This window comes from Roseinatronobacter monicus, assembly GCF_006716865.1.
Classification (GTDB): Bacteria; Pseudomonadota; Alphaproteobacteria; order Rhodobacterales; family Rhodobacteraceae; genus Roseinatronobacter; species Roseinatronobacter monicus.
This window is the reverse complement of sequence record NZ_VFPT01000001.1, coordinates 1,360,127-1,378,593: the sequence shown is the minus strand read 5'-3', so window position 1 is coordinate 1,378,593 and position 18,467 is coordinate 1,360,127. Positions and strand designations below refer to the sequence as shown.

16 protein-coding genes are annotated in these 18,467 nt (G+C 58.5%); 8 read left to right on the top strand and 8 right to left on the bottom strand.

Features of this window, described 5'->3' with window-relative positions; translation table 11 throughout:
- Positions 1-18 precede the first annotated feature (18 nt).
- Positions 19-2,166 carry a malate synthase G gene (locus BD293_RS06445; RefSeq protein ID WP_142080375.1) on the top strand — a complete coding sequence of 716 codons (2,148 nt, stop codon included), beginning with the start codon at positions 19-21 and terminating at the stop codon, positions 2,164-2,166.
- Between the two features lie 28 nt (positions 2,167-2,194).
- Here BD293_RS06445 and BD293_RS06440 read toward each other — a convergent pair whose 3' ends face one another.
- Positions 2,195-2,389, bottom strand: coding sequence for a hypothetical protein (locus BD293_RS06440; protein WP_142080374.1), 195 nt, complete (start codon positions 2,387-2,389; stop codon positions 2,195-2,197).
- Positions 2,390-2,574: 185 nt separating this feature from the next.
- On the opposite strand from BD293_RS06440, the gene BD293_RS06435 reads away from it, so the two are divergent.
- A complete protein-coding gene (locus BD293_RS06435) occupies positions 2,575-3,603 on the top strand; it encodes an IS110 family RNA-guided transposase (protein WP_142080373.1) in 1,029 nt (342 codons plus the stop codon).
- A gap of 430 nt (positions 3,604-4,033) precedes the next feature.
- Positions 4,034-5,722 (top strand): IS1634 family transposase, encoded by a 1,689-nt coding sequence (locus tag BD293_RS06430; RefSeq protein ID WP_142080372.1) that lies wholly within the window; start codon positions 4,034-4,036, stop codon positions 5,720-5,722.
- A 344-nt stretch (positions 5,723-6,066) separates the two neighbouring features.
- On the opposite strand, the gene BD293_RS06425 is transcribed toward BD293_RS06430, so the two are convergent.
- Entirely contained in the window at positions 6,067-7,095 is a 1,029-nt protein-coding gene (locus BD293_RS06425; protein ID WP_142080371.1) for an IS110 family RNA-guided transposase, read from the bottom strand.
- On the bottom strand, positions 7,088-7,798 hold the full coding sequence (locus BD293_RS06420) for a tetratricopeptide repeat protein (protein ID WP_170207079.1): 711 nt from the start codon (positions 7,796-7,798) through the stop codon (positions 7,088-7,090). The genes BD293_RS06425 and BD293_RS06420 overlap by 8 nt, the downstream gene beginning before the upstream one ends.
- Positions 7,799-7,935: 137 nt before the next feature.
- Here BD293_RS06420 and BD293_RS06415 point away from each other — a divergent pair, with 137 nt between their 5' ends.
- Complete coding sequence (locus tag BD293_RS06415) at positions 7,936-8,559, top strand: hypothetical protein (RefSeq protein WP_142080369.1); 624 nt, start codon at positions 7,936-7,938, stop codon at positions 8,557-8,559.
- A gap of 18 nt (positions 8,560-8,577) precedes the next feature.
- On the opposite strand, the gene lpxK is transcribed toward BD293_RS06415, so the two are convergent.
- The 4 genes from lpxK to BD293_RS06395 all read right to left on the bottom strand — a co-directional run bounded on the left by lpxK (position 8,578) and on the right by BD293_RS06395 (position 13,090).
- A complete protein-coding gene (lpxK, locus tag BD293_RS06410) occupies positions 8,578-9,573 on the bottom strand; it encodes a tetraacyldisaccharide 4'-kinase (RefSeq protein ID WP_142080368.1) in 996 nt (331 codons plus the stop codon).
- Positions 9,573-10,775 (bottom strand): 3-deoxy-D-manno-octulosonic acid transferase, encoded by a 1,203-nt coding sequence (locus BD293_RS06405; protein ID WP_142080367.1) that lies wholly within the window; start codon positions 10,773-10,775, stop codon positions 9,573-9,575. Before BD293_RS06405 ends, lpxK begins: the two co-directional genes overlap by 1 nt.
- 184 nt (positions 10,776-10,959) lie before the next feature.
- The gene (locus BD293_RS06400; RefSeq protein WP_142080366.1) at positions 10,960-11,742 is read right to left on the bottom strand and encodes an inositol monophosphatase family protein; all 783 of its coding nucleotides are present in this window, start codon (positions 11,740-11,742) and stop codon (positions 10,960-10,962) included.
- Positions 11,729-13,090: a TldD/PmbA family protein gene (locus BD293_RS06395; RefSeq protein ID WP_425467919.1), complete on the bottom strand. Its 1,362-nt coding sequence runs from the start codon at positions 13,088-13,090 to the stop codon at positions 11,729-11,731. Before BD293_RS06395 ends, BD293_RS06400 begins: the two co-directional genes overlap by 14 nt.
- Before the next feature lie 174 nt (positions 13,091-13,264).
- On the opposite strand from BD293_RS06395, the gene BD293_RS06390 reads away from it, so the two are divergent.
- Entirely contained in the window at positions 13,265-13,846 is a 582-nt protein-coding gene (locus BD293_RS06390) for a LysE family translocator (protein ID WP_142080365.1), read from the top strand.
- A gap of 97 nt (positions 13,847-13,943) precedes the next feature.
- Here the strand turns inward: BD293_RS06390 and phaZ are convergent, their stop codons facing one another.
- Positions 13,944-15,224: a polyhydroxyalkanoate depolymerase gene (gene phaZ / locus BD293_RS06385; RefSeq protein WP_142080364.1), complete on the bottom strand. Its 1,281-nt coding sequence runs from the start codon at positions 15,222-15,224 to the stop codon at positions 13,944-13,946.
- A 171-nt stretch (positions 15,225-15,395) separates the two neighbouring features.
- On the opposite strand from phaZ, the gene BD293_RS06380 reads away from it, so the two are divergent.
- The 3 genes from BD293_RS06380 (at position 15,396) to phaR (ending at position 18,424) form a co-directional block, all read left to right on the top strand.
- Positions 15,396-17,156, top strand: coding sequence for a PHA/PHB synthase family protein (locus BD293_RS06380; RefSeq protein WP_342781391.1), 1,761 nt, complete (start codon positions 15,396-15,398; stop codon positions 17,154-17,156).
- A gap of 134 nt (positions 17,157-17,290) precedes the next feature.
- The gene (locus BD293_RS06375; protein ID WP_142080362.1) at positions 17,291-17,737 is read left to right on the top strand and encodes a Phasin; all 447 of its coding nucleotides are present in this window, start codon (positions 17,291-17,293) and stop codon (positions 17,735-17,737) included.
- Between the two features lie 141 nt (positions 17,738-17,878).
- Complete coding sequence (gene phaR / locus BD293_RS06370; protein WP_142080361.1) at positions 17,879-18,424, top strand: polyhydroxyalkanoate synthesis repressor PhaR; 546 nt, start codon at positions 17,879-17,881, stop codon at positions 18,422-18,424.
- Positions 18,425-18,467 lie beyond the last annotated feature (43 nt).

Sequence of the window (18,467 nt, the reverse complement as noted above, 5' to 3'; positions counted from 1 at the left end):
AAAAAATAAGGACCAGGCATGAACAAGATGATAGAACGCGGCCACCTGAAGGTAAGTGAGGTACTTTGTGCGTTTATCGAAGACCAGGCCTTGGCTGGTACCGGGCTGGACGCGGCACAATTCTGGCAGGGTTTTTCGGCCCTCGTCCATGATCTGAGCCCCAAGAACCGGGCTTTGCTGGACAAACGTGCCGATCTGCAACAGCAGATCGACCAGTGGCATATCGCGCAGCGCAATCAGGTTCATGACCGCGAGGGCTATAGGTCATTTCTGGAAGAGATTGGCTATCTGTTGCCCGAGGTGGCCCCTTTTCAGATTGAAACAACCAATGTCGACCCCGAGATTGCTCAGATTTCCGGCGCGCAGCTTGTGGTGCCGATCACCAATGCGCGCTATGCGCTGAACGCCGCGAACGCACGCTGGGGCAGCCTGTATGATGCGCTTTATGGCACCGATGCGATGGGCAACATGCCCCCCAAAGGCGGCTATGAACAAGGGCGCGGCGCGCGTGTCGTAGCGCGGGTTCGGGTGTTTCTGGATGCATCCTTTCCGCTTGCGGGGCACAGCCATGCAGATGCGCGGCTATATCACGTCAAGGGCGGCGCGCTGCTGGTTGATGGCAAACCGCTTGAAGACCCTGCAAAATTCGCTGGCTATCGCGGTGATCCGCGCGCGCCTGACTCGGTGTTCCTTGTCAATAACGGGCTGCATATTGAACTGGTCTTCAACCGCGCGCATCTGATTGGCGGGCGCGATCAGGCCTGTATGGCCGATGTGCGCGCCGAATCTGCACTGTCGGCAATCATGGATTGCGAAGATTCCGTCGCCTGTGTCGATGCCGAAGACAAGGTGCAGGCCTATTCCAACTGGCTGGGGTTGATGCGCGGTGATCTAAGCGCCGATTTGGAAAAGGGCGGCAAGACCGTCACCCGCCGCCTGAACCCCGATGTCGAGATTACTGCCCCCGATGGCAGTGCCAAGACCCTCAAGGGGCGCGCGCTGCTTTGGGTGCGCAATGTCGGCCACCTGATGACCAACCCCGCAATCCTCGATCAAGACGGGAATGAGGTGTTTGAGGGGATGATGGATGCCATGGTCACAGCGCTTTGCGCGATGCATGATCTGCGCAAGCAAAGCGGCCCGCGCAACTCTGCCGAAGGGTCCATCTATATCGTAAAGCCGAAGATGCACGGCCCCGATGAAGTCGCCTTCGCTGACGAAATTTTCGCCCGCGTCGAACAGGTGCTGGGACTGGCACCGAATACAATCAAGATTGGCGTCATGGATGAAGAACGCCGCACAACTGTGAATTTGCAGCAATGCATCCATGCCGCGCGCACCCGCGTCGCCTTTATCAACACGGGTTTTCTGGACCGTACCGGCGATGAAATTCACACCAGCATGGAAGCAGGCCCGTTTTCGCGCAAGGATTTCATCAAGCGCAAAGGCTGGATCAAGGCCTATGAGGACCGCAATGTCGATATCGGCCTTGAATGCGGGCTGATGGGACGCGCACAGATCGGCAAGGGCATGTGGGCCATGCCAGACCAGATGGCCGCGATGCTCGAGACGAAAATCGAGCATCCGAAATCGGGTGCGTCAACGGCATGGGTACCCTCGCCCACCGCCGCCACATTGCATGCGCTGCATTACCATCAGGTCGATGTGCGCAAAGTGCAGGAAAAGCTGGCAAAAGGCGGGCGGCGCGCCCATGTCGAGGCGCTGCTGGACATACCGCTTGCGTCGTTCCGCAAATGGGGCCGCGACCAGATCCTGCGCGAGGTCGAGAACAACGCGCAAGGTATTCTGGGCTATGTCGTTCGCTGGATCGATCAGGGGGTGGGCTGTTCCAAAGTGCCCGACATCAATGATGTGGGCTTGATGGAAGACCGCGCCACCTGTCGCATTTCCAGCCAGCACATTGCCAACTGGCTGCATCACGGTGTGGTATCAGAGGCCGAAGCCATGGATGCAATGCGGCGCATGGCCGAAGTCGTGGACCGCCAGAATGCAGATGATCCGGCCTATCGCCCAATGGCACCCGCATTTGACAGCATCGCCTTTCAGGCCGCCTGTGATCTGGTGTTCAAGGGGCGCGCGCAGCCTTCGGGCTATACCGAGCCGGTGCTACATGCCCGCAGGTTGCAACTGAAGGCGGCAAGCTAAACCGCCTTATGCGGCTGGGGGGTGTCCCTCAGCCGCACAGATCGGGGTTGGTTTCGCATTGCGCAACCAGCCCCTCGGCCTGTGCAATCGCATCTGCTGGCATCACCTCGCGCAATGCGTCGATAAGGTGTTCGGCGGGGCCATGCCCCAAGGATTGCGCCATCATCGCCAGTGCCAGTGCCTTGCGGAAATTCTGCACCCCGCCGCGCCCCTGTGCCTGCATCAGCGCCAGATTGTAGGTTGAGGGCGCATAGCCCGCTGCGACCGCGCGCAGATAGTGACGCCGCGCGGCCGCTGCGTCCTGAGGGCGGCCAACCCAAGATGGTATGGTTGCCGCCCTTCCCCGAGAGGCATCAAAGTGCCAACATGAGTGGTGTATACGCCACAGAAATGGAGAAGGACGGCGGGATGTATGATACAATGATCGGGGTAGATTTGGCAAAGCGAGTTTTTCATCTGCACGTCGCGTCGATGACAGGGCATGTGAGAGATCGCAAGAAGCTGACGCCATTGCAGTTTCGGCGCTACATGGCGGACGCGCCGAATTGCGTTGTGGTCTTTGAAGCCTGTGGGAGCGCGCATTACTGGGCGCGGCAAATGATGGAGCTGGGCCACGAGGCGCGGATCATCCCAGCGCAGTACGTAAAGCCGTTTGTAAAACGCCATAAAAATGACCGGAATGACGCAGAGGCGATCGTGGTGGCGGCGCAGCGTCCCGAGATGCACTTCACGACGGTGAAGAGTGAACAGCAGCAGGCACGCGCGGTCGTATTTCGGGCGCGCGAACGACTTGTAAATCAGCGCACTGAGCTGGTGAACGCTTTGCGCTCAACGCTCTATGAATACGGGCACACATTCCCTGTGGGATTTGGCCATGTGAAACGGATCGCCGAACTGTTGGAGGCACCCGATTGCGACCTACCCGCCCTTGTCGTGACGGAGTGTCAGGACTTGGTGGCGCAAATTGCTGAGAAGACAGAACGCATCACAGCGAAGGACAAGCTGATCAAGCAACTCGCAAAAGAAAGCGCTGTGGCGCGGCGCCTGCAAACGATGCCGGGTGTGGGGCCGATGACTGCATTGGCGGTTGAGGCTTTCGCACCGGATATGGAGCAATTCTCCTGCGGACGGGACTTTGCGGCCTGGCTGGGATTGGTGCCGTTGCAAAAATCGACCGGTGGCAAGAGCCGTTTGGGTAAGCTGTCCAAGATGGGCCAGGTCGATATCCGACGTTTGCTGATCATCGGGGCGATGTCGCGGATCATCGGGCGGGCGCGTCATACGATTCCAGATGACAGCTGGCTTGGCAGGAAAGTGGCCATGAAGCCGAAGATGCTGGTTGGCATTTCGCTGGCGAACAAGATGGCCCGCCAGATCTGGGCGATGCTGACGAAGAATGAGGATTACAGAGATCCGGCGCTGGTGGGCGCGGCATGACAGCCATGTCGTAACCTGCAAGCGTCGGTGCCAAGGGGAGTGTGAGAGTGCTATGACCTGAATGGGCGCAACGATCGAATAGATCTGGATTGGGAAAACCATAGTTGAACTTTGCGCCAAAAGCGCTTCCCCAAGATTTGGACCCTATCCGCTGATCACCATACCGGCCGCGGCTTCCGGAAACGCCGCTCAGAACAGGCCTGAAAGAAGCACGCAATCGATCACACGCACTGAAACGGTCAAAAGACTCTTGCATCACGGGCGGCAACCAAAGAAGTTTAACACTTTTGGCCGGGATTCTGGCCGATTTTGAGGGCTAAGGTGTTGAATTCCTTTGGGTTGGAGGGGCAAATTCTCTTAAGCGTTGTTGTGTCACGCGATGGTAATATTGATTATTGATAGATAGCTAAAATAACGGTATCGTCGTGTCATGTATGTGCGCGTATCAAAATCAGGCAACCGCAGCTACCTGCAAATCGTCGAGGGCTACCGCGACGAGGCAGGGCGTGTGAAGCAAAAGGTCATCGCCAATCTGGGCCGGCTGGACAAGATGGGCGAGAAAAATCTGTCGGCGCTGATCCACGGCCTTCAGCGCGCGGCAGGCCGACCAGAAATGCTGCCCGAGCCTCCGAAATTCGACAGCTCCAAGACATTTGGGGATGTCTGGGTGCTCCATCAGCTCTGGCATGAGCTGGGATTGTCAGATGCATTGCGCCGCGCCCTGCGCTCCTCACGCCGTCAGTTCGACGCAGAAGCTCTGGTGCGGGCGATGGTTTTCAACCGGTTGATCGACCCCACCAGCGAGATCGGCGTTGTCGAATGGCTCCGCGCAGAGACAAGCATGCCCGGCATTGATCCTGAAGCTGTTCATCACATGCAGCACATGCGCGCCATGGATGCGCTCGAAGAGAACAAGGACGCGGTGGAGCAGGCGGTCGCGAACCAGCTGCATCCCTTGCTGGATAAGGACCTGAGCGTCGTCTTCTATGATGTGACTTCTGTTCGCATCCATGGGACTGCGCAGCTGGAGGATGACCTGCGCGCCTATGGGCAAAGCAAGGATATCCATGGGATCGGCCGTCAGTTTGCCTTGGGTGTTATCCAGACTGCCGAAGGCCTGCCGATTGCGCATGAGGTCTTCGAGGGCAATGTGGCCGAGACCAGAACGCTAGTCCCGATCCTGCAACGGCTGCAAAAGCGCTTTGCGTTGAGGCGGATTGTTATCGTGGCAGATCGGGGGCTGCTGAGCCTCGACAATGTTGCCGCCCTGGAAGAACTGGGCCGCGCACAAGGCGTGTGCGTGGATTACATTCTGGCGGTCCCAGCCCGCAGATATTCGGCCTTTGCAGAAATCCTGCGCGAGGTGCAGCCTGCATTGGACAGCGCTGATGGCCCGGTTGATCAGGATGTCATCACCGAAACCCTCTGGGAAGAGCGTCGCCTGGTGATCGCGCATAATGCCGCCCGCGCAGCAGAACAGACAGCAGCGCGGCAGAGCATCATCGCTGAGCTTGATGCTCTTGGTGACGCCTTGGCCAGAAAGCTCGACGCGCAAGATGCCGGTGAGAATGGCCGGGGACGGCGTAGTTCCGACCGCGGCGCCTATCAGCGCTTCCACAAGGCGCTGTTGGAAAAACAGATGACCCGGTTCATCAAGACCGATCTTGGCAGCCCCAGTTTCACCTATTCCGTGGACGAAGAGGCTCTTGAACAGGCGGAACGGTTGGATGGAAAGCTCCTTCTGGTCACCAGCCTGTCGGATATGACACCCGAAGAGGTCGTCCATCGCTATCGTTCACTCGCTGATATTGAGCGGGGGTTTCGTGTGCTTAAATCCGAAATCGAAATCGCACCGGTTTATCACCGCCTACCTGATCGCATCCGCGCCCACGCCCTTGTATGCTTCCTCGCCCTTGTTCTCTACCGCATTCTCCGAATGCGCCTGAGGGCCGCGCAAAGCCCTGTGTCGCCATCACGGCTGCTGAAATCACTGGGCAGGATTCAGAAGCATACTGTCCATGTGGGTGCGAATGCATATCACGGAATAACCCGCCCTGAGCCTGAACAGCTGGACCTGTTCCGGACGCTGAACATAGAGCTGCCGAAGCAGCCAGCCTGATCTGTTGTGTCATTTCTTGAAGCCCCGTTTCAAGAAAATCAAACACTTAACGCTCATAAGTGTTAAACTTCTTTGGTTGCCGCCCGTGATGCAAGAGTCTTTTGACCGTTTCAGTGCGTGTGATCGATTGCGTGCTTCTTTCAGGCCTGTTCTGAGCGGCGTTTCCGGAAGCCGCGGCCGGTATGGTGATCAGCGGATAGGGTCCAAATCTTGGGGAAGCGCTTTTGGCGCAAAGTTCAACTATGGTTTTCCCAATCCAGATCTATTCGATCGTTGCGCCCATTCAGGTCATAGCACTCTCACACTCCCCTTGGCACCGACGCTTGCAGGTTACGACATGGCTGTCATGCCGCGCCCACCAGCGCCGGATCTCTGTAATCCTCATTCTTCGTCAGCATCGCCCAGATCTGGCGGGCCATCTTGTTCGCCAGCGAAATGCCAACCAGCATCTTCGGCTTCATGGCCACTTTCCTGCCAAGCCAGCTGTCATCTGGAATCGTATGACGCGCCCGCCCGATGATCCGCGACATCGCCCCGATGATCAGCAAACGTCGGATATCGACCTGGCCCATCTTGGACAGCTTACCCAAACGGCTCTTGCCACCGGTCGATTTTTGCAACGGCACCAATCCCAGCCAGGCCGCAAAGTCCCGTCCGCAGGAGAATTGCTCCATATCCGGTGCGAAAGCCTCAACCGCCAATGCAGTCATCGGCCCCACACCCGGCATCGTTTGCAGGCGCCGCGCCACAGCGCTTTCTTTTGCGAGTTGCTTGATCAGCTTGTCCTTCGCTGTGATGCGTTCTGTCTTCTCAGCAATTTGCGCCACCAAGTCCTGACACTCCGTCACGACAAGGGCGGGTAGGTCGCAATCGGGTGCCTCCACAAGTTCGGCGATCCGTTTCACATGGCCAAATCCCACAGGGAATGTGTGCCCGTATTCATAGAGCGTTGAGCGCAAAGCGTTCACCAGCTCAGTGCGCTGATTTACAAGTCGTTCGCGCGCCCGAAATACGACCGCGCGTGCCTGCTGCTGTTCACTCTTCACCGTCGTGAAGTGCATCTCGGGACGCTGCGCCGCCACCACGATCGCCTCTGCGTCATTCCGGTCATTTTTATGGCGTTTTACAAACGGCTTTACGTACTGCGCTGGGATGATCCGCGCCTCGTGGCCCAGCTCCATCATTTGCCGCGCCCAGTAATGCGCGCTCCCACAGGCTTCAAAGACCACAACGCAATTCGGCGCGTCCGCCATGTAGCGCCGAAACTGCAATGGCGTCAGCTTCTTGCGATCTCTCACATGCCCTGTCATCGACGCGACGTGCAGATGAAAAACTCGCTTTGCCAAATCTACCCCGATCATTGTATCATACATCCCGCCGTCCTTCTCCATTTCTGTGGCGTATACACCACTCATGTTGGCACTTTGATGCCTCTCGGGGAAGGGCGGCAACCATACCATCTTGGGGGCCAAGGCCACGCGCAAGGGCAAGGGCCAAATTATGCCGCGCCTCAACATGGCCCTGATCGGCGGCTGCTTCAAACCAGTCTGCGGCAGCGTCATCCTGCCCCTGCTCGGCCAGTGCTGCGCCAAGGGCGAATTGTGCCGCCCTATGCCCTTGGTCGGCGGCGGCCTGATACCAGCGTATCGCTTGTTGCGGGTCAGGCGCTGTGCCCAAGCCGCGCTCCAGTATCTTGCCAAGTGCAAATTGCGCACGCACCGCGCCAGCCTTGGCCGCCGCTTCATACCAATACTTCGCCGACTGCCAGTCATCTTGCTCTGCCGACATATCCGCGAGGGCCAGTTGCGCGCCAAGATGCGTTTGCTGCGCGGCCGCTTCAAACCAGTGCTGTGCCTGTTCCAAATCGGCCTGATCGCCCGCATCCGTTGCCAGCAAAACCGCCAGATTATACTGTGCCAAAACATCGCCACGTTCCGCCAGCGGTGTCCAGATCGCGCGCGCGGCCTTTGTATCGCCTGCGTCAAGTGCCGCCAGCCCATCCTGCGCACGCAATTGCGCCTGTGCCGACAGTGGCAACCCGATGATAAAAAACAGAAGAATTATTCTGAAGGCCACTAAAATTTCCCGCATCCGCAATCCCTTTTTCGCCTATACGCAACTTTCTTTCGTCTGTCACGCGATTGTGACGCATCTGCGACAGCTTGCGCGGCGCGCTGTTCCGGCCTATGGCGTGGCGCGAAAGGACGGGCCCCATGCAGACATCAGATATTGAACAGCTTTTCACCCGCTCGGACGGCCAGTATCTCTGTGCGCGCTGGGGGCGACCGATTGTTCCGGTCGTCTTTGGGGTGGATGATGCCACTCTCTCAACAGTCAAAGGTGCGATCGAGGCGGTCGTGACTTTGGCAAATCACAAGATGGCCGAAACCGACCCCGAACTGGGTGCCAATCTGATGGTGTTTTTCTGTCGGGACTGGTCCGAGCTGCTAGACGTGCCCAATCTTGACCGGCTGATTGAGGGGCTTGCGCCCTTGGTTGCGCGCCTGCATGCCGCCGATGCCAACCAATACCGGGTGTTCCGATTTGACGCGGATAATGCGATCCGGGCGGCGTTCGTCTTTATCCGTATGGATGACGCGCTGTCACAGGTGCCCGCCGAAACACTGGCCTTGTCGCAGGCCGTGCAGGTGATTTTGCTGTGGTCCGACACTGCCTTTACCGACCGCTCGGCGCTGGCCGTGGCGGGCGAGACGACGATTTTGCGCCCCGAGATTGGCGCATTGATCCGTGCGGCCTATGATCCGGTCCTGCCCTCTGTGGCGACAGACCCCGCACATGCGCTGCGGCTCGGCGCGCGGATCGGTGAGGTGCAGTAACGCCGGTCGCCTAGTCAACTATGGCTGGGTCATCAGCGCAGCCAGCCGCGCCCGCAGCGGTTCGGGGTCTTCAAACTCCAACCGGACCGGCAGTGTCAGCACCTTCATCCGAAACTTCGCGGGCAATCGCACAGCGTCTTTCTCGGTCGTAACCAGTTGCGCACCCAGCGCCTTGGCTTCCAACTCCAGTCGGGCCATCAGCGCGTCTGTCAGGGGCTGGTGATCACTCAGCGCCTCGGCGCGCAGCAATTCGGCCCCTTCGGCGCGCAAGGTGGCAAAGAATTTCTCAGGCCGGCCAATTCCGGCAAAGGCCAGCACGCGCAGTCCTTGCCAACTCATCCCCATTTGCAACGGGCGCAATTGCCCGCGCAGGATGGGCAACCCTTTCAAATCGGCGTTCAGATCAAAGCGGCGCTGCATCTCGGGCGCACCGATGCTGACAATCATGTCCGCCCGTGCCAGCCCATGCGCGACGGGTTCGCGCAAAGGGCCGGCAGGCAGCACGCGGCCATTGCCAAAGCCAATCGCGGCATCCACCACAATCAGCGACAGATCCTTGGCCAGTGTCGGGTTCTGAAACCCGTCATCCATGACCAGAACCCCCGCCCCTGCGGACACTGCATCGCGCGCGCCTGCTGCGCGGTCCTGTGCCACCCAGACAGGCGCGAAGGCCGCCATCAACAACGGCTCATCGCCGACATCTGTGGAAGTGTGTGTACGCTCGACAACACGAACAGGCCCCGACAGCCGCCCCCCATACCCGCGCGAGATGACATGCGGGTTGTGCCCCATCGCATCGAGCATCTGCACCAGTGCAATCACGGTCGGGGTCTTGCCAGTGCCGCCTGCATTCAGGTTGCCCACACATATAACCGGAATGGGCGGGCGATAATCTGGCGCTTTGGCCACGCGGCGTGCGGTTGCCTGTGCATAGAGTGCGGCCAATGGTGCCAGCAGGCGCGCGCGCAAGGCGGGGCGGTGGGACGGGGTGAACCAGAAGGCAGGTGCGCGCATTAACTCGCCTCGGCGCGCGTAGCGGCAGCAAGCACAGCACCGATCACAGTCTCTGTCGCCTCTGACCCGCCAGAGATGACTTTCCACGCGCGGTGGGCCTGATCGGCGGCCTGTTCAGGCCGCAACGCGGTACAAATGGCGGAACCCAGTGCATCGGCGCTCTGGATCATACGGGTCGCGCGGGCCTCGCGCAGCAGATCGAACGGTTCGGAAAAGCGCCCGAACATACGCCCATGCACGATTGCGCAGCCCAGACCTGCGGCCTCCATCGGGCTGTACTGCGCGCCCTCGCCGCCAAGCGAGCCGCCCAGAAAACAGGCGACCGCCAAACGATACCACAAGCCGCGCTCGCCTTCGGTATCGGCGATATACACCTGCGTTTCAGGGGTGATCTGATCGTCATCCGAGCGCAGCGCCGTGATGAACTGCTTTGCAAAAGCATCGCGCAGAACCGGGCCTCGCATAGGGTCGGCAGGGTGCAGGATCAGCGCAAGGCGGTGACTTTCGCGCAGCGCTTCCCGATGTGCGGCAAGGACCGCGTCTTCTTCGCGCTCGGGCACACCTGCGGCCAGCCACACTGTCCGGTGGCGAAAATTCTCGGCCAACTCCTCGCGCTCGGATTCGTTGCACCCTAGGGCCACAGGGGTTGCCGACAGGCGGCCACATGCGATCAACGCAGCATCGGGAACGCCCGCGTCACGCCACGGCGCGCGCGCTGCGGCATTGGGCAAACAGACAGTTGCGATATGCGGCAGAACCGACCGCCCAAACCCCGGCATGCGCCCCCAGCGCGACAAAAACTTAGGCGTGTCCGCTTCGGCAATGATGACGGGGACATAGGCACGCCCCAGCGCGCTGACCATGCCAGCGGGAATATCTTGGGCTGCAATCAGCACGGCCGCAGGTTTCTGACGCGCCAAAAGCCAATTCACCATAGCCGGATCATCGGCAAGCACGGCCATACAAACGCGGCCCGGCAGGTCGGGCGGGCGCTCTGCCCCCTCAGGGTGGGTTAGCAAGACACTGAAACCCGGAGCGCGTTGCAGCAATGTCTCGGATAGCGCAGTCAACACCTGTGCATTGCGCACATCATCGCTGTGCATCCAGACCAGCGGGTCGGTCAACCGCTCCAACGCGAGTGGGGCAGACTGGCTGGGTACGCGCGACAGACGGAAAATCTGATCAATCATGGAAGATGCCATAGAGACCCTTCAGCCCTTTTGACAACAGAATGCCGCATCATCCGACATGCGCAGACACGCGCCGAAATTGCGCAGAAACACAGGTGTCATCATCGCGGCATCCCTTTAAGCTGTTCATACCGACGCCAGTGTTACGCCAATTTCCGCCGAGGGAGGAGGGAAAACTTGTGTGATGGGCGTCAGATCAGCCCCCAAGCCGATGCTGCATCAGCCCCGCATGCAACGCGGGTCCGGCAGCGATGACGCCGTCGGCCGCAGGTTTTTCAGTGTTGAACAGCACTTCATCACCTGCCCCTGTGGTCACAACGCCGCCCGCTTCTTCAATCAGCAACACGCCTGCGGCAATGTCCCAGTGCCATGTGGATCGCAAGCTTAGCATGCCATCGAACCTGCCCTCTGCCACCAAGGCCAGCCGCCACGCTAGTGAGGGGCGGAAATGGCGCTCAATCGCAGGCACACCGCCGGGCCAATTGGCCGGGTTCATCTGCGGGCGCGTCACCAGCATTTCCGCGCCGGTCGGTGTGGCGCGATCTGTCACGCGCAACCTCTGACCGCCAAGAAAAGCGCCTTTGCCGCGCGCAGCCGCATAGGTAAGGCCCATCATCGGCAGATGTACCACCGCAGCGATGGGCCGCCCGTCCTCGACAATCGCCAGCGCATGGGCAAAGCCCGTTTGCCCGTCGAGAAAGGAGCGGGTTCCATCAATGGGATCTACAATAAAGACGCGCGCACAATGCAGGCGCGCCGGATCATCCGTGCTTTCTTCAGACAACCACCCGTAGTCGGGCCGCGCCGCCAGCAGCATGTCGCGCAGCATCGCGTCGATTTCCAGATCCGCCTCTGACACCGGACCTTGGCCCGCGCCCTTGTCCCAAGATTTTGGCCCCTCGCCGAAATGACGCTTTGCGATTTCGCCTGCGGCATGGGCTGCTGCAACAAGTAGGGTCAGATCGTCACTCTCCCGCAAGGGTCATCCCTTCGACCAGCAATGAGGGGACGACACTGGACAGATGGTCGCGCGCGTCATTGGCAGGGATGATCCGGCCCAGAATTTCGCGCAGATTGCCAGCAATCGTGCATTCATTGACAGGATAGGCGATCTGCCCGTTTTCGATCCAGAACCCACTGGCCCCGCGCGAATAGTCGCCCGTGGTGGAATTGATAGTCGATCCGATAAGCGAGGTTACCAACAGCCCCGTGCCCATCTCGGCGATCAGTTCTTCGCGGGATTTGTCACCCTGCGTCAGGATCAGGTTCGAGGTCGAGGGGGATGGCGGCGCAGAGGTGCCGCGCACAGCGTTGGCAGTGCTCTCCATTCCCAATTTGCGCGCGGTTGCCAGATCCAGCACCCAAGATTGCAAGATACCATCGGACACCAGATCCTTGACGCGGCTTTGCAGCCCTTCCGCATCGAACGGGCGAGAGCCAGAGCGGCGCACGCGCACCGGGTCTTCGCGTAGGGTCATGCCCTTGGGCAAGACCTGCTCGCCCATCGCGTCACGCAGCCAGCTTGACCCGCGCGTGATGGCGCTACCGTTTATCGCGCCCAGCAAATGCCCGATCAGGCTGGAGGCAATGCGTTCGTCATACAGAACTGGGTAGGTGCCGGTTTTGGGTCTGCGCGCACCGTGCCGCGCCACTGCACGCTCGGCGGCCAGTTGGCCAATCTCTTCTGGCGCGGGCAGATCAGCCTGAAAAATGCGCCCTTCGCCGCACCAGTCGCGCTCCATGCCTGTGCCCTCGCCGCTGATTGCGACACAAGACGTATGGCGCGAGCTGCGCCCATAGCCGCCCTGAAACCCGTTTGTGGCGGCCAACCAGATGGCTTGCGACCCGTAAGCGGCAGAGGCCGATTGCACCTGAGACACCCCCTTGACCGCTTCTGCCGCCGCTTCGGCGCGGCGCGCGTCTTCTTGCAGGGTTGCGGGGTCTGGCTCTGGCGCGGGATCGAACAACTCCAACCCTTCGGCAGAGCGCAGCATGGCAAGCTGAGCTGTCTCTGCCAGACCGGCATAGGGGTCTTCGGGCGCTTCGCGCGCCATCGCAACTGCGCGGGCGGCCATCGCTTCCAATGTTTCGGGTCGGGTATCTGACGATGAAATGCACGCCTGACGCTGCCCGACAAAAACGCGCAGTCCTATATCCAGCCCCTCAGCCCGTTCGGCCTGCTCCAACCCGCCCTTGCGCACATCAATCGAAATCGAGCGCCCCTCAATGGCAACTGCATCGGCGGCATCTGCGCCAGCGGCGCGCGCCGCTTTCAGCAGAGCATTTGCAACGGGCGCGAGTGCTTTGGTCAGGTCTGTATCATGCATGCGAAAACTCGGCCTTCCTGAGGATATAGATAGCATCATCTAATGCGCATGGGGCTGAAATGAAATGCCCTCAGGCGAAAAACGCGCCAGCCATTACTTTGCGCAGGATACGGGTCGCGCAAAGTGCCAGCAATGTGGCACAGACACACATCCATCCTTTGAAAGGTTTAAGGCATGTTCGTCGCGCTGCTCTTGTTCCTGCTCCCACTTGCCTATAGCCCCGGCCCCGGCAATCTGGTCTTTGCAGCCATCGGCGCACGCTATGGATGGCGCGCCAGTCTCGCGCCAAGCCTTGGCTATCATCTGGCAACATGGTTTGTAACATCCGCAATCGGGTTGGGATTCGCGTCGGTCGCACCCATGGCGCCCGCGCTATTTGTGGCCATTGGCTATGCCGGCAGTGCCTATATCCTGTGGCTGGCCGTGCGGTTCTGGGCCGCAGGCCAACAGCGCCAAAAGGGTGACACCGTCAAGGCCAGCGTATTGGACGGGGCAGTTCTGCTGGTATTCAACCCCAAGGCCTATGTCATCATCGCCGCCATGTTCGCGCAATTCCTGCCGCCTGCGCCGGGTGTCGCACTGGTGCTTTGTGTCACGACAGTGTTCACGCTGAACAATCTGGTGGCCTTTAGCCTTTGGACCGTCGCAGGTGATCTGTTTTTGCGGCGCTTTCGTGATCCGCGACAGGCGCGGCTACTTAATCGGGGGTTTGCGCTGGTTTTGGCCTGTGTCGCGCTGTGGATGTTGGCGCGTTGACACGGTCGCGCAACAACGATCGATTGCCGAACCTCTCGCCCATGCAAAAGGCCCCGGAACATGTCCGGGGCCAAGAGCGCGGTGGTCGCAAATCTGGTTAGCCGTTCGACGCGGCCAGTGTCAGTTTCGCTTTCTTGCCACCGTCGTCACCAGAATGGGCATCCATGAATTCCATCACCAGCGGGCGGATATTGTTGCGCCAGGATTTTCCTGCGAAAATACCGTAATGTCCCGCGCCCGGCTCCAGATGGCTGGCTTTTTGGTCGGGCTGAAGCCCTGTCAGCAAATCGAGCGCAGCAAGGCATTGCCCCGGTGCGCTGATATCATCCTTCTCGCCTTCCACGATCTTGACGGCGACATTGGTGATCTTCGAGAAATCAACCTTGTGCCCATCCACCGTAAAGGCGTTGCGCGCAATTTCGCGGTCTTTGAAAATCCGCTCGACCGTCGAGAGATAAAATTCAGCGGTCATGTCCATGACCGACAGATATTCATCATAAAACCGGTTGTGCTTGTCACGCTCGCCGCCATCGCCGCGCGCTTCGGCAGATATCTTGTCTGCAAAAGCCTGTGCATGTCGCTCCATATTCATGGAAATGAACCCGCCGAGTTGTAGAAGCCCCGGATAGACCAGCCGCCCGACCCCCTGATTCTTGAAGCCCACACGCTGAATCGCCAGATGCTCCAGCTGTCCCATCGTCACGCGGCGGCCAAAATCCGTAACTTCGGTCGGTGCGGCGTCGGGATCAATCGGCCCGCCGATCAGCGTCAGTGTCAGCGGTTGTGCATCGGGGTCTTGTTCGGCCAGATAGGCAGTTGCGGCCAAGGCCAGCGGCACCGGCTGACACACAGCAATCACATGCGTGTCCGGCCCCATATGGCGCATGAAATCCATCAGATAGATGGAATAATCCTCAATATCGAATTTACCTTCGGACACTGGAATGTCGCGCGCATTGTGCCAGTCGGTCACCCAGACTTCGCAATCGGGCAACAAGCTGGCCACGGTCGAGCGCAGAAGCGTTGCATAATGCCCCGACATCGGCGCGCAGAGCAAAACGCGGCGTTCCTTTTCAGGACGCCCATGTACCTTGAAGCGCAGCAGATCACCGAAGGGGCGCGGCACTTCGACAACTTCTTCGACCATATGATCGCGCCCATCCTCGCCCACTATGCTGGTAATGCCCCAGTCAGGCTTGATCACCATGCGTGCAAAACTGCGTTCCGCAACGCGGCCCCAAGCGGACATGACCTTGAACATCGGGTTGGGGGTCAGCCCCCACATTGGATAGGAAGCGAAGGCGCGGGCGGACGCGCCCATCCATTCATTCGTATTCCGAATCGACTCCATCATGTCGTAGGTCGCCATACCCTTCATGTCTGTCCCCATTCTGCGTTGACGACATATTCCATACAGAATCGTCGCTTTTCATCGTACCTGTACAAGGTTAAGATCACGTGAGGAGATCTTTGCTGCACCTGCAAAGGATACGGGGGAATTCATACTATGACAACTTCTGAATATGAAGATGATCAAAAAGTAGTACGCATGCGGGCAAATTTAGCGCGCATTGAGGAACTGACCCAACGCTTGACCGAAGCGCTTGCGCATCGTGATCCCCCCCGACAAAGCTTGCAAGCGCCCGATTCGGATCTGTTCATGCATGCGGCAACCGCCTATTGGACCGAGATGGTCAAGCAGCCCTCTAAGGCATTGGAACAACAGCTTGAATATTGGGGCAAGGCCCTGAAACACCATGTCGAGGCGCAAGAAGTGTTGCGCAAGGGCAAGCTGGTAGCCCCCGAGGACAACACTTCGGATGATCGGCGCTTTGCCAACCCGTTGTGGAAATCGCACCCCTATTTCAATTACCTCAAGCAACAATACTTGATCGCAACCGAAGCGCTGCACCACACCGTGCAATCGCTCGATTCGATCCCGGAACGTGAAAAGCGGCGTCTTGCCTATTTCACGCAGCAGATCACCGACATGATGGCGCCTACGAACTTTCTGGCCACCAACCCCGATGCCTTGATGAAAGCTGTCGAGACAGAAGGCGAAAGCCTTGTGCGCGGGCTGGAAAACCTTGTGCGTGATATCGAAGCCCATAAGGGCGAACTTCAAGTCACACTGGCCGACAAAGACGCCTTTACCGTTGGCGAGAATATTGCGACCACACCAGGCAAGGTGGTGTTTCGCAACCGCATGTTCGAGTTGATCCAATACACCCCCACAACGGAAAAGGTGTATCGCACACCGCTGATCATATTCCCGCCGTGGATCAACAAATTCTACGTCATGGACCTGAAGCCGCAAAACAGCCTTATCAAATGGATTGTCGACCAAGGTTACACGCTGTTTGTCGTGTCATGGGTGAACCCCGATGCCTCTTATGCGGATGTCGGCATGGATACCTATGTCGAGGAAGGGTATCTGGAAGCGATCCGTGTCGCGCGTGAAATCACCAAGGAGAAGCAGGTCAATGTCATCGGCTATTGCATCGCGGGGACAACCTTGTCGATGGTTCTGGCGCTGATGAACAAGCGCAAGGACAAATCCGTGCGCTCGGCCACCTTCTTCACCACATTGACGGATTTCTCGGATCAGGGCGAGATTGGCGTCTTTCTGGAAGATGATTTCGTCGACGGGATCGAGGCGGAATGCGCGGACAAGGGCTATCTTGGCAGCTCCTTCATGTCGCAGACTTTCTCGTATCTGCGCTCCAACGATCTGATCTATGGGCCAGCCATTCGCAGCTATATGATGGGCGAAGCGCCGCCCGCATTTGATCTGCTGTACTGGAATGGCGACGGCACGAACCTGCCCGGCCGGATGTGTGTGGAGTATCTGCGCGGGCTTTGCCAGAATGACCGCTTCGCCGCCGAGACATTCCGCATCTGTGGCGAGGATGTGAATATTTCCGAGGTCAAGCATCCGCTTTGTGCGATTGCATGTGAGACAGACCACATTGCCGCGTGGCGGTCCAGTTTCCGCGGCATCTCGAAGATGGGCAGCCGCGACAAGACATTTGTGCTGTCCCAATCAGGCCATGTCGCAGGGATCATCAATCCCCCCAGCAAGAAGAAGTATGGTCACTACACAGGGGAAGCGCCATCGGGCGTGCCAGAGGATTGGCTAGAGAGCGCGACATTCAATGAGGGGTCGTGGTGGCCGCATTGGGAAGAATGGCTGCGCAGGCGCTCTGGTGCGCAGGTTCCCGCGCGTATAGCGGGTGATTCGGAGTATGAAGCCCTGTGTGACGCGCCTGGCACCTATGTTGTAAGTTCTAAAAATGACGCGATGTCATAGGGTTGGAAAAAATCTCAAAAATTATGCTGCAGTGCAGAAAAAATACTTGAAATGCTGCACCGCAGCATGCATATTGTTTGCAGAGGCAGAGAGCACAGTGCGATCTGCGGAATTAAAACGCAAGGAGAGCTGACATGGCTGCTGCAAACAACGATTACACAAAGATGATGAAAGACATGATGGGCGCGTTCCCAATGGACACTTCTGCAATGCAGGACATGTTCAAGTCGCAAGCCGCAATGGCAGAAAAGATGAGCAAAGTTGCTCTCGAAGCTGCTGAAAAGTCCACAGAAGTTTCGACCAAATGGACAAAAGCAACGCTGGCGAAAGTTGGCGAAGTGTCGACCATCAAGGAAGACCCTGCTGATTACTCCAAAGCCATGTCCGACTTCGCTTCGGCTTCGGCAGAGATGACATCAGAGCATGTCGCTGCTTTCGCTGAAATCGCGAAAAAAGTCCAGATGGACACAGTTGAACTGATGATGGCTGCTGGCAAAGACATGCAGGAAGAAGCTTCTGCTGCTGTCAAGAAAGCAACTGACACAGCAACCAAAGCTGCAAAGACTGCTTCGACCAAGTAATCTGACGCGAAAAATTTACGGGCGTCACTTCCTCCCGGTTGATGCCTGATCAAAGGGCGAGCGCATGACGCTCGCCCTTTCCTTTTATGCAAACCTCGCCTAGTCTTGAGGCAACGCATATTCATGGGCGAGGGGATATCCATGTCAGACACCGCAAAGCCGCTGTTGATCAAGCGCTATGCCAGCCGCCGCCTGTATAATACTGAAACCAGTGACTATGTGACGCTGGAAGATATTGCAGGTTTCATCCGCTCTGGCCGCGAAGTTCAAATCGTGGATCTGAAATCCGGCGACGACCTTACGCGGCAATATTTGCTGCAAATCATTGCCGAGCATGAAAGCCGGGGCGAAAGTGTGCTGCCCCTAGAGGTGCTGAACGATCTGGTGCGCAGCTACACCACGCAAGCCCAAAGCGTTGTGCCGCAATTTCTGGCCATGTCATTCGAGATGCTGCGGGACGGGCAGTCCACAATCGTGGACAACATGACCCGCGCCAATCCGATGGCAAACATGCCGGGTTTCGAAGAAATGCAGCGCCAGCAAAAAGCCTTCATGAAAACCATGATGGCCGGTTGGCCGGGCGTTCCAACATCAACCACCACGCCATCAACCGACAGTGATGAGTTGGACGAGATCAAGAAGCAATTATCTGAATTGCAGCAAAAACTTTCGACCCTGAACAAGTAGCAGATGCTGCGCGCAAGGCGGCGCACGCCGCCGCCCTGCCCCC

What these genes read in the sequence shown, in the direction of transcription:
- BD293_RS06445 (WP_142080375.1), top strand. Translation starts at nt 19, where the DNA reads ATGAACAAGATGATAGAACGCGGCCACCTGAAGGTAAGTGAGGTACTT.
- BD293_RS06440 (WP_142080374.1), bottom strand. Translation starts at nt 2,389, where the DNA reads ATGCAGGCACAGGGGCGCGGCGGGGTGCAGAATTTCCGCAAGGCACTG.
- BD293_RS06435 (WP_142080373.1), top strand. Translation starts at nt 2,575, where the DNA reads ATGTATGATACAATGATCGGGGTAGATTTGGCAAAGCGAGTTTTTCAT.
- BD293_RS06430 (WP_142080372.1), top strand. Translation starts at nt 4,034, where the DNA reads ATGTATGTGCGCGTATCAAAATCAGGCAACCGCAGCTACCTGCAAATC.
- BD293_RS06425 (WP_142080371.1), bottom strand. Translation starts at nt 7,095, where the DNA reads ATGTATGATACAATGATCGGGGTAGATTTGGCAAAGCGAGTTTTTCAT.
- BD293_RS06415 (WP_142080369.1), top strand. Translation starts at nt 7,936, where the DNA reads ATGCAGACATCAGATATTGAACAGCTTTTCACCCGCTCGGACGGCCAG.
- lpxK (WP_142080368.1), bottom strand. Translation starts at nt 9,573, where the DNA reads ATGCGCGCACCTGCCTTCTGGTTCACCCCGTCCCACCGCCCCGCCTTG.
- BD293_RS06405 (WP_142080367.1), bottom strand. Translation starts at nt 10,775, where the DNA reads ATGGCATCTTCCATGATTGATCAGATTTTCCGTCTGTCGCGCGTACCC.
- BD293_RS06395 (WP_425467919.1), bottom strand. Translation starts at nt 13,090, where the DNA reads ATGCATGATACAGACCTGACCAAAGCACTCGCGCCCGTTGCAAATGCT.
- BD293_RS06390 (WP_142080365.1), top strand. Translation starts at nt 13,265, where the DNA reads ATGTTCGTCGCGCTGCTCTTGTTCCTGCTCCCACTTGCCTATAGCCCC.
- phaZ (WP_142080364.1), bottom strand. Translation starts at nt 15,224, where the DNA reads ATGAAGGGTATGGCGACCTACGACATGATGGAGTCGATTCGGAATACG.
- BD293_RS06380 (WP_342781391.1), top strand. Translation starts at nt 15,396, where the DNA reads ATGCGGGCAAATTTAGCGCGCATTGAGGAACTGACCCAACGCTTGACC.
- BD293_RS06375 (WP_142080362.1), top strand. Translation starts at nt 17,291, where the DNA reads ATGGCTGCTGCAAACAACGATTACACAAAGATGATGAAAGACATGATG.
- phaR (WP_142080361.1), top strand. Translation starts at nt 17,879, where the DNA reads ATGTCAGACACCGCAAAGCCGCTGTTGATCAAGCGCTATGCCAGCCGC.